The sequence below is a fragment of the Streptosporangium longisporum genome (genome assembly GCF_039534895.1).
GTDB classification, from domain to species: domain Bacteria; phylum Actinomycetota; class Actinomycetes; order Streptosporangiales; family Streptosporangiaceae; genus Streptosporangium; species Streptosporangium longisporum.
Genome location: NZ_BAAAWD010000016.1, coordinates 85,399 through 93,014, shown reverse-complemented (window position 1 = coordinate 93,014; position 7,616 = coordinate 85,399). Strand labels below are relative to the sequence as shown.

The 7,616-nt window shown below is 69.1% G+C and carries 12 protein-coding genes; 7 read left to right on the top strand and 5 right to left on the bottom strand.

Features of this window, described 5'->3' with window-relative positions; all coding sequences use genetic code 11:
- Positions 1–157 precede the first annotated feature (157 nt).
- From ABD832_RS30875 to ABD832_RS30855, 5 genes are all read right to left on the bottom strand, one after another.
- Positions 158–1,804: a hypothetical protein gene (locus tag ABD832_RS30875; RefSeq protein ID WP_344902195.1), complete on the bottom strand. Its 1,647-nt coding sequence runs from the start codon at positions 1,802–1,804 to the stop codon at positions 158–160.
- Positions 1,804–1,959, bottom strand: a complete 156-nt coding sequence (locus ABD832_RS30870; protein ID WP_344902192.1) for a hypothetical protein — start codon at positions 1,957–1,959, stop codon at positions 1,804–1,806. Before ABD832_RS30870 ends, ABD832_RS30875 begins: the two co-directional genes overlap by 1 nt.
- A gap of 22 nt (positions 1,960–1,981) precedes the next feature.
- Positions 1,982–2,749, bottom strand: coding sequence for a hypothetical protein (locus ABD832_RS30865; RefSeq protein ID WP_344902189.1), 768 nt, complete (start codon positions 2,747–2,749; stop codon positions 1,982–1,984).
- The gene (locus tag ABD832_RS30860; RefSeq protein ID WP_344902186.1) at positions 2,749–2,976 is read right to left on the bottom strand and encodes a hypothetical protein; all 228 of its coding nucleotides are present in this window, start codon (positions 2,974–2,976) and stop codon (positions 2,749–2,751) included. The genes ABD832_RS30865 and ABD832_RS30860 overlap by 1 nt, the downstream gene beginning before the upstream one ends.
- Before the next feature lie 317 nt (positions 2,977–3,293).
- On the bottom strand, positions 3,294–3,812 hold the full coding sequence (locus tag ABD832_RS30855) for a hypothetical protein (RefSeq protein ID WP_344902183.1): 519 nt from the start codon (positions 3,810–3,812) through the stop codon (positions 3,294–3,296).
- Positions 3,813–4,049: 237 nt separating this feature from the next.
- Here ABD832_RS30855 and ABD832_RS30850 point away from each other — a divergent pair, with 237 nt between their 5' ends.
- From ABD832_RS30850 to ABD832_RS30820, 7 genes are all read left to right on the top strand, one after another.
- The gene (locus ABD832_RS30850) at positions 4,050–4,280 is read left to right on the top strand and encodes a helix-turn-helix domain-containing protein (protein WP_344902180.1); all 231 of its coding nucleotides are present in this window, start codon (positions 4,050–4,052) and stop codon (positions 4,278–4,280) included.
- Positions 4,280–4,630, top strand: a complete 351-nt coding sequence (locus ABD832_RS30845) for a hypothetical protein (RefSeq protein WP_344902177.1) — start codon at positions 4,280–4,282, stop codon at positions 4,628–4,630. Before ABD832_RS30850 ends, ABD832_RS30845 begins: the two co-directional genes overlap by 1 nt.
- 126 nt (positions 4,631–4,756) lie before the next feature.
- Positions 4,757–4,954 carry a hypothetical protein gene (locus ABD832_RS30840; protein ID WP_344902174.1) on the top strand — a complete coding sequence of 66 codons (198 nt, stop codon included), beginning with the start codon at positions 4,757–4,759 and terminating at the stop codon, positions 4,952–4,954.
- Positions 4,951–5,208 (top strand): hypothetical protein, encoded by a 258-nt coding sequence (locus ABD832_RS30835; RefSeq protein ID WP_344902171.1) that lies wholly within the window; start codon positions 4,951–4,953, stop codon positions 5,206–5,208. Before ABD832_RS30840 ends, ABD832_RS30835 begins: the two co-directional genes overlap by 4 nt.
- Positions 5,205–6,083 carry a PD-(D/E)XK nuclease-like domain-containing protein gene (locus tag ABD832_RS30830; RefSeq protein ID WP_344902168.1) on the top strand — a complete coding sequence of 293 codons (879 nt, stop codon included), beginning with the start codon at positions 5,205–5,207 and terminating at the stop codon, positions 6,081–6,083. The genes ABD832_RS30835 and ABD832_RS30830 overlap by 4 nt, the downstream gene beginning before the upstream one ends.
- Positions 6,083–7,033 carry a hypothetical protein gene (locus ABD832_RS30825; RefSeq protein ID WP_344902165.1) on the top strand — a complete coding sequence of 317 codons (951 nt, stop codon included), beginning with the start codon at positions 6,083–6,085 and terminating at the stop codon, positions 7,031–7,033. The genes ABD832_RS30830 and ABD832_RS30825 overlap by 1 nt, the downstream gene beginning before the upstream one ends.
- Positions 7,030–7,500: a hypothetical protein gene (locus ABD832_RS30820; RefSeq protein WP_344902162.1), complete on the top strand. Its 471-nt coding sequence runs from the start codon at positions 7,030–7,032 to the stop codon at positions 7,498–7,500. The genes ABD832_RS30825 and ABD832_RS30820 overlap by 4 nt, the downstream gene beginning before the upstream one ends.
- Positions 7,501–7,616: the final 116 nt, after the last annotated feature.

The following is a 7,616-nucleotide window of genomic DNA, read 5'->3' as shown; positions in this document are numbered from 1 at the left end:
GAGCAGGGGGCCGCAGGTTCAAATCCTGTCACCCCGACGTGCAGGTCAGGGGCCGATTCCCGCCGGGGATCGGCCCCTCCCAGCAAGATCGAAAAGCCGTTTTGGGAGCAGATTGGGAGCGGATCTTGAAAGTGCTCCCAGCGGGCACGTCGCGAGCTCATGACGGCACCGCCGCGCGCCGGGCCGCCAGCGGCTTGGGCCGTGCCCGCAGCCGCAGCGGCCGGATGGCCGTGACCGGCGCGGCCCGGTACGGCTCCAGCAGCTCATCGAGGAGCGGCAGGGACGAGCCCGGCTCCCCGGGCCCCAGTTGCCACACCCGCTCCATCGCAGCCCGCCCCGCCAGTGCGAGCTCCCAGCGCTGCTGCAGAGCCGCCACGAGCTTCTCCCGCATCGCCTCGGTCGGATCCTCGTACCCCTCCCGTACGTGCCCGGTGCCCGAGTGGCCGCTCCGGTCATCGCGCAGCACGATCGGGATGCCGTCCTCGCTCATCCACGTCTCCTGCGAGTTCCTCGACTCGTGAGGCACGAAGCCCTTGAAGACCGGCAGCCACGCCATCACCGGCCCCTCTGGGGAGACGTAGGCGCTGCGGACGTAGCGGTCCAGCAGTTCCTCGCGCGTCAGCCCTTCGACATCCCGGGGCTTGGCTCCCTGCGTGAGCGCGTAGGCCACCAGCTCGGCCCGGGTCGACCGGCTGTTGACCTCTGAGGCCCGAGTGGCGCGGGGCAAGAACCCGCGGAACTTCGGCACCTCGTAGACGCCGTCCGGTCCGGGGATGACCTTCGGCAAAGGCACCCCGGGCCAGCCGGCCGACAGGCTCGCCATCACCGGCTGCGCCGGAACTCCCCGCCGCTGGCTCGGGTGGACGCCGTCGGCTGCGGGCCGCATGACGCGCTTCGCCCAACCCGATCGCCGAATGTGGCTGCCTTCGGAACTGAGGAAGATGTACTCGGCGCCGTTGCAGTACGGCTCCTCCTCCTTCTTGTCACAGCTGCAGCGCCGGGGTGGATCGTCCTTCAGGTGCCGGTCCAGCAGTTGCTCCAGGAACGGCGGGACGTCCACGGTGCGGATGCTGCCATCCTTGGGATAGCCACGGTAGAAACGCCCGTTCAACTCGTAGAGTTTCTGGTCGATGTCGATCTGGCTGCCGCGGAAGCAGGCCGGGGTGAACCCGCTCCCTTCAGACCAGCGGGTCCCGAGCCAGGCGTCGAAGATCACCCGGATGAACGCCGCCTGCCCGGCCAGCATGCCGGCCCGCTCGGCGATGAGCAGGATCTCCAGCGGCGTGGCGGATATGCGTCGCCGCTCCAGCACCCTGGCGATGCGCCGGTCGGCCCGCTTGCCCTTGGCCTTCGGGCGCGTCGCCGGATTCCGGCTGATCTTGGAGGGGACGGCGGCCTCAAGCCCCGTGTGGAGGCGGGCCCGGGCACCGCGGGCGGTGGACGGGTAGTAGCCGTACACCTTGACCAGGTCCCGCTCCCAGGCGTTGATCTCCTCGGCTGTCAGGCTGGCCAGCGTCCGGTTCTTGAAGAAGGGGAAGATGCAGGTCTCCAGGAAGAACCTGTACTGGTCCATGGTCGACAGCTCCAGGTCCAGGGATGCGTACCAGGCGGTGAGCCAGTCGTTGACGAGCATCTGGCCGGCGCGAGGGTCTACGTACCGGCCGGCCCGGACGTTGGCCTCTTGGTCGTCGGCGTAGTTCTTCGCGGCCTTCTTCGTCGGGAAGCCGCTCATGCTCTGGAGATCGCCGGCTGCGTCGCGCCAGCGGGCCCGGTATCCCTTGCCGTGCTTTTCGCCGTAGCCCATCACGCACCTCGCTCGGTGGGTGCGTGATCCTCCTGCTCGCGGCCGTACGTGAGGGCGTCCTGGGCCGTGGTGAATCCGGACATGGTCCGGTGCTGACCGGTGGGCGTGGTGTAGCGGACGCGCCAGCTCTGCGCGCGCCTTTCGGCGTAACTCATGGGGTTAGCTCCTCTGTGGTGTTCAGCCGATCGGGCATCCGATCGGCAGTAGCCCACACACCCCGTCCACGATGGGGTCCTCGTCGATCAGCGGTACGTCCACGTCGATCTGCGGTAGGAGCGTCGGTTTTGCCGGAGACGGCCGCTGTGAGGGTTGTGTGGGGGGCTTGGTGGCCGGTCCAGTCTGCTCCGGCCGGGCTGCGTCGGTGGGGGCCGGCGGGGGAGTGGTGGACCGAGGCGGGCGCGACGGAGCTGGCGAGTCGGACAGCTCCGGTGCGGAGGCATCTGCTGAGGGGCGTTCGGCGCGGGAGGTCGGCGCCGAGCTCCGGGAGGGGCGCGCGGTGCGTGAAGGGCCCGCGGTGCGTGAGGGCCGCACCCGGCGTGTGGCAGTGGAGGCGATGGTGGGGGTGCTGCCGGGGAGGGCCTGGCTGTTGCGGGTCATGCCCGTCGCCGTCAGGTGCTCGCTGATGATCCGGGTGTCAGCGGGGGAAGGCGTTACTGGGGCCGCGGTGATGGCGACCGTGGCGGCGGTCGCGGCTGCTGCAGTAGCCCCCATGATCGCCCCCAACGGGTACTCCTTGACCAGGTCGATGAACGCCAGGAGCGGCGCGGGCAGGATCAGGCGCTCCCGCCAGGTCTTGATCGCGCGCAGGGCGTAGGAGTGGGGGAGTCGACTGTTGATCACCACGACGGGGATCTCACCGCTGGCGGGGTCGATCTCGAAGGCGCCGACCTCCAGCTCGAACGGGGCGCGCTCGATGCCGTAGATGTCCCCGTTGGGCTGGCTCATCATGCGACCTTGCTGTGGACGTAGCGGGTGATGGAGTCCCACGCCGCGGCTTCGCGGGTGGGGGACCAGATGCCGATGGGGTGGACGACCACGCGGGCCTTACGCCCGTGAAGGGCGAGACAGACCAGGCGGGGTGCTCCGCTGGGACCGCGCATCGCGGACACGAATTCCGGCGGCGGGGTCGAGCAGGTCAGTTCGTGCCGTAACGCCTCGCGTACAGCCTCCAAGGCTCGACCTCTGCATGCGGTCGCGTTGACCACATGAAGCAGATCCTCCCTCGGAGCGGTCTTCCGGCTCTTGTCCGCAGCAGTCACGGAGCGTTCCACAAGTCGGTCAAGAGCTGGGCTACGACGGGACAGTGTCGTCACCTCCTGCTGTTAGTGCAACGAAAGCACTTTTGCACCCTTCACAACAAGGGATTATGTCCCACCCATAAAAGGGGATGATTCAATCCTTGACCAGCTTTAAAAGCGTTTGTGACGCTCTTGTTACGTTTGTTTGTGTGTGGACCGTATATGCCGAACAACCCTCTGTGTAACTGGTGTTACGCCGATGCCTGTTCGCCCGTTTCGTGGCGTTCTTGGTGCGTGGCCTGCTGGCGCTGGAGGTCGTCGACCTTCTTGTGGAGCACCTTGACCTCCTGCAGCAGGGCGGCCTGCTGCTCCTCCATGGCCCTCAGGTGCATCAGGAGTGCCTCGTTTAGTGCAGTTCCGGATACGGGCCCTGAGGGCGGTATGACTGTTTCCGCTGCTTGAGGAATTGCGGCCTTAACGGTCGCTATCTCCAGGGGGCTCGTCGCGTCCTTATCGACTGGGCTTGGTTCTCCTCCGTTAAGAATGGCGTCAATGCTGCCGGGCGCCCATTGGAGGGCTCTCTCCAGCCGCACGATGATCTTGCCGTCGTACGGGCCGGGCCTTGCGCCCTCGATCTTGCTGATGACGGTGACCGACGGGGCGCCGGCGGCGGCCAGTCCCTGCTGGGTCATGTCCAGCTGTTGTCGCCGCTGCCTGACCTGACGCCCGAGGCGTGCCCAGTCCTCGGGCGTGTGAAGGGTCTCGTCCATGGTGGGGCGTCTCCTGTCGGCGGGGAGGAGTCGCTCGCTCTCTCCCTGTCGCGCTGTCACTCCGACTGTAGACGCCCGTCGCAGTCCTGACCAGTTTTAGCGAGTTTTGACGCGTCTTAGCTAGTTCAAACGAGTCCTAAACGGTTTTGGGGCGTCCTAACCGGTTCTAGGCAGTCCAACGTAGTTCTAACTAGTTTTGACTTGTTAAAACTAGTTTTAACTAGTAGCGTGTTACGTATGCAAGTTCCCACCACAGACATCCCCCCTGACGGTGACCAGCTGCTTTACACCCCGCAGGAGGCAGCCAAGATCGTCCGCATGTCCAAGCACTGGCTCGTGACGCAGGCCAATAAGGAGGAGATCCCGCACCACAGGCTGGGGCGGTACTACCGCTTCTCGCGCGAAGACCTCATCGCGATCAAGGACATGTACGCCAAGCCTGCCCGCCGGTCCCGCCAGAGCACCTGATGGCCGAACCCCTCGTCATCAACAAGCACGAGCTTGCCCTGCTGCTGGGCTGCAAGGTGAGCTGGATCGAGACCAAGTGCGCGCAGAGGGAGATCCCTCACCTGCTGCTGGACGGCTACAAGTTCACCGAGAAGCACGTCGCCGAGATCCTCGTGATGTACGAGCGCCGCCCCAAGCGGCAGCGCCGCTCCGACGAGGAGCCTGCCGAGCAGCCTGCCGGTACATCCGCAGCGCCCCCGGCGCCGAGACGATCCCGAACGTCCCGGGCCGTGCCGCCGCCCACGAGCGGCGGTGTGAAGCTCCGCGACCGCGGGCTTCCCCTGCACCGGCTCGCCGCGAACGGCTCCTGACATGCCACGAGGCCCAGCCCTGGCCGGCCGAGCCTCGCTGGCCCCACATCCACAACCTGCAAAGGACGTAGAAGCCGTATGTCCATCATCCCCCATCACAGCGGGGTCGATACGAGGAAGCGCGTGATGAGCGCCTCTGAACCTCCGGGCCGCCTGGAACGGCTGCTCGCCCGGCTCACCCGCGGCCGGGCCGTAGACAGCGACGGCGCGGATTCGTGGCTGACGGACCTGCGGTCCGACTTCGAGCCGCCGACCGCCCAGCAGCCCGAGCCGCCGACCGCCCGGCCGGGTGGTCGGTACCCCTACGGGGGGGACGGCCGATGATGCCTCCCCTGCCCGTCGTGCTCGTCGACGCGGCCGCCGTAGGGCGCGGACACCTGCTCGCCGTGAACGGGTTCACCGCCCGGGCCCTCACCGCCGCCAGCGCCCAGAAGGAGCGGCGGATCACGTGGACCATCGTCGACCCGGTCCCGGCCGACGTCGAGGACCTCGGCGAGCTGGTCGTGCCGATCACCGGCGCGGTGGAGTGCATCCGCTACGCCGACTGGCTGGCCCGCCGCGCCGGTGGTGTCCGATGACGGCGCTCGCCGCCCCGGAGGGGCGCGTCATGGTCCCCGGGCCGGGCGTGTACCCGGACCTGCCGGAGGAGGACTACCACGCCGACCCCGTGGAGGGTGGGTCGCTGTCGTCCACCGGCGCCCGGCAGCTGGTCGCCAGCTGCCCGGCGAAGTTCCGGTACGCGCAGCTGCACCCGTCGCGGCCGAGCCGCGCCATGAACCTGGGCACCGCTGCCCACCAGCTGATCCTGCAGAGCGGCCCGGGGATCGTCGTCATCAAGGCCGACAACTACCGGACCGCCAAGGCCCAGGAGCAGCGGGACGCCGCGTACGCGGCCGGTAGGACCCCGCTGCTGCCGAAGGAGTACGAGCAGGTCAAGGAGATGGCCGCCCGGCTGCGTGAGCACCCGGAGGCGTCCGCTCTGCTCGACCCTCGGCGGGGCCTGACCGAGCAGACGATCGTCTGGCGGGACGAGGCGACCGGGGTCATGCAGCGGGCGCGGCTGGATCACCTGCCGTACCCCACCGCCCGGCGGATGATCATCGCGGATTACAAGACGTGTCAGAGCGCCGCGCCGCCCGACATCGAGAAGGCCATCTACGACCGCGGCTACCACCAGCAGGGCGAGTGGTACACGCGCGGTGTGCGCGAGCTGGGTCTCGCCTCCCGCACCGTCTTCGTCTTGATCTGCCAGGAGACGGAGCCGCCGTACGTGGTGACCGTCGCCGAGATCGACCCCCCGGCGATGCGCATCGCCGAAGACCGTAACCGGAAGGCGCTGGAGCTGTATGCGCGGTGCGTCGCCACCGACACCTGGCCCGGCTACTCCACCGACATCGAAGTCGTCTCCCTGCCCGCGTGGGTGAAGAGGCGTATGCACCGGGAGAACATGTGATGAGCACCTTGCACGCTGAGCGGGCCGCGCTCGCGGACCTCGCTCACGCTGAGAGCGACGTCTACGCCACCATCGCGGTGTCCCGGATGCACCCGCGGAACCTGACCAAGACGCGCGCGGCGATGCGCCGCTCGTGCAAGAACCCGCGGTTCGCCGAGAAGGCGTTCTACCAGTACTGGTCTGGCGATGAGCTGGTCCACGGTGAGTCGGTGCACCTGGCCCGGGAGCTGGCCAGGTGCTGGGGCAACGTCGACTACGGCGTCAACGAGCTGGACCGTGACGAGGTGGGCGGCCGGGTCCAGCTGCAGGTGTACGCCTGGGACACCGAGAGCAACGTCCGGCGGACGCAGACGTTCTGGGTGCGCGCCCTCGACCAGCCCGCCGACCCGCGTGACGTCTACGGCGCCCAGGCCGACATCGCCAGCCGCCGCCTGAGGGCCGTCATCATCAGCGTCCTGCCGGTGTGGCTGGTCGAGGAGGCCAAGGACCTGTGCCACTCCACCCTGGTCAAGGGGGACGGCCGCCCGATGCAGGAGCGCGTCGGCGAGATGGTCGACGACTTCGCCGGGCTGGGAGTCACCGTCGACCAGCTGGAGGGCCGGGTCGGCAGCGGCATCGACGAGTGGAGCCCGTACGACGTCGCTCAGCTGCAGGTGCTGCTGCGTGGCGTCCGGCGCCGCGAGCTGGCCGTGGAGGAGGTGTTCCCCACGCAGCGGGTGACGCTGCGGGAGATCGCGAGCGGCCTGACCCCCCTGGTGCCGGTCAACGACCCGCCCGCCGACGACGACCCGCCCGCGCCCGACGCGGGGGAACCGGTGAGCACCGACCGGCCCCCGGGCGGCGACGGCCCGCCCGCCCCGGACGTGCGCGAGCAGTCCGAACCGCCTCACCCCCAGCTGTCCGCGTCCGCAGAGCAGAAGGACGACACCCCCCGGAAGGACCAGCCATGACCTACCTCGATCGCCGTATGCGCCTGGAGCTGGATCGGCCCACCGTCGGTGAACTCGGCCGGATGAACGGCCGTCCGTGCATGTCTCTCCATCTCGGTTGGCACGAGAGCCTGCTGTTCACCAGCTCGCAGGATGCGCGGGACCTGATGGCGAAGCTGTCGGTGATCGCGTCCGCGCTGGAGGCGGAGGAGGACGCCGACCGGCGCCGGGCCGAGGCCGCGGCCTCCGTCGCACCGCCTGCTGGTCCGGAGCCCACGTCGGCCGAGGTGCCGCCCGCCGGTGAGTCCCCGGTCGCCGTGCTGGAGCCGCCGATCACGCACCCGGTCCCGATCGGGCCCGCCGTCCCGCCCCCCGTGGGCCCGGCCGTCCCGGGCCCCCTCGTCCCGGGCCCGGCCGGGCCTGTTGTCCCGCCCTCGGCCGAGCCCGCCGCCACGGCGGTGCTGCCCGCCTACCAGATCCCGGCCTGATGGCTGGACGTCACCGCCGTACGTCCCGGGTCCGCGCGTTCGCCGCGCGGGCCTGGGCCGCCCGCGCCCGCGAACGAGCCCGCCGCCCCAGCGGTGCCCCTCGTCTACCAGCAGAT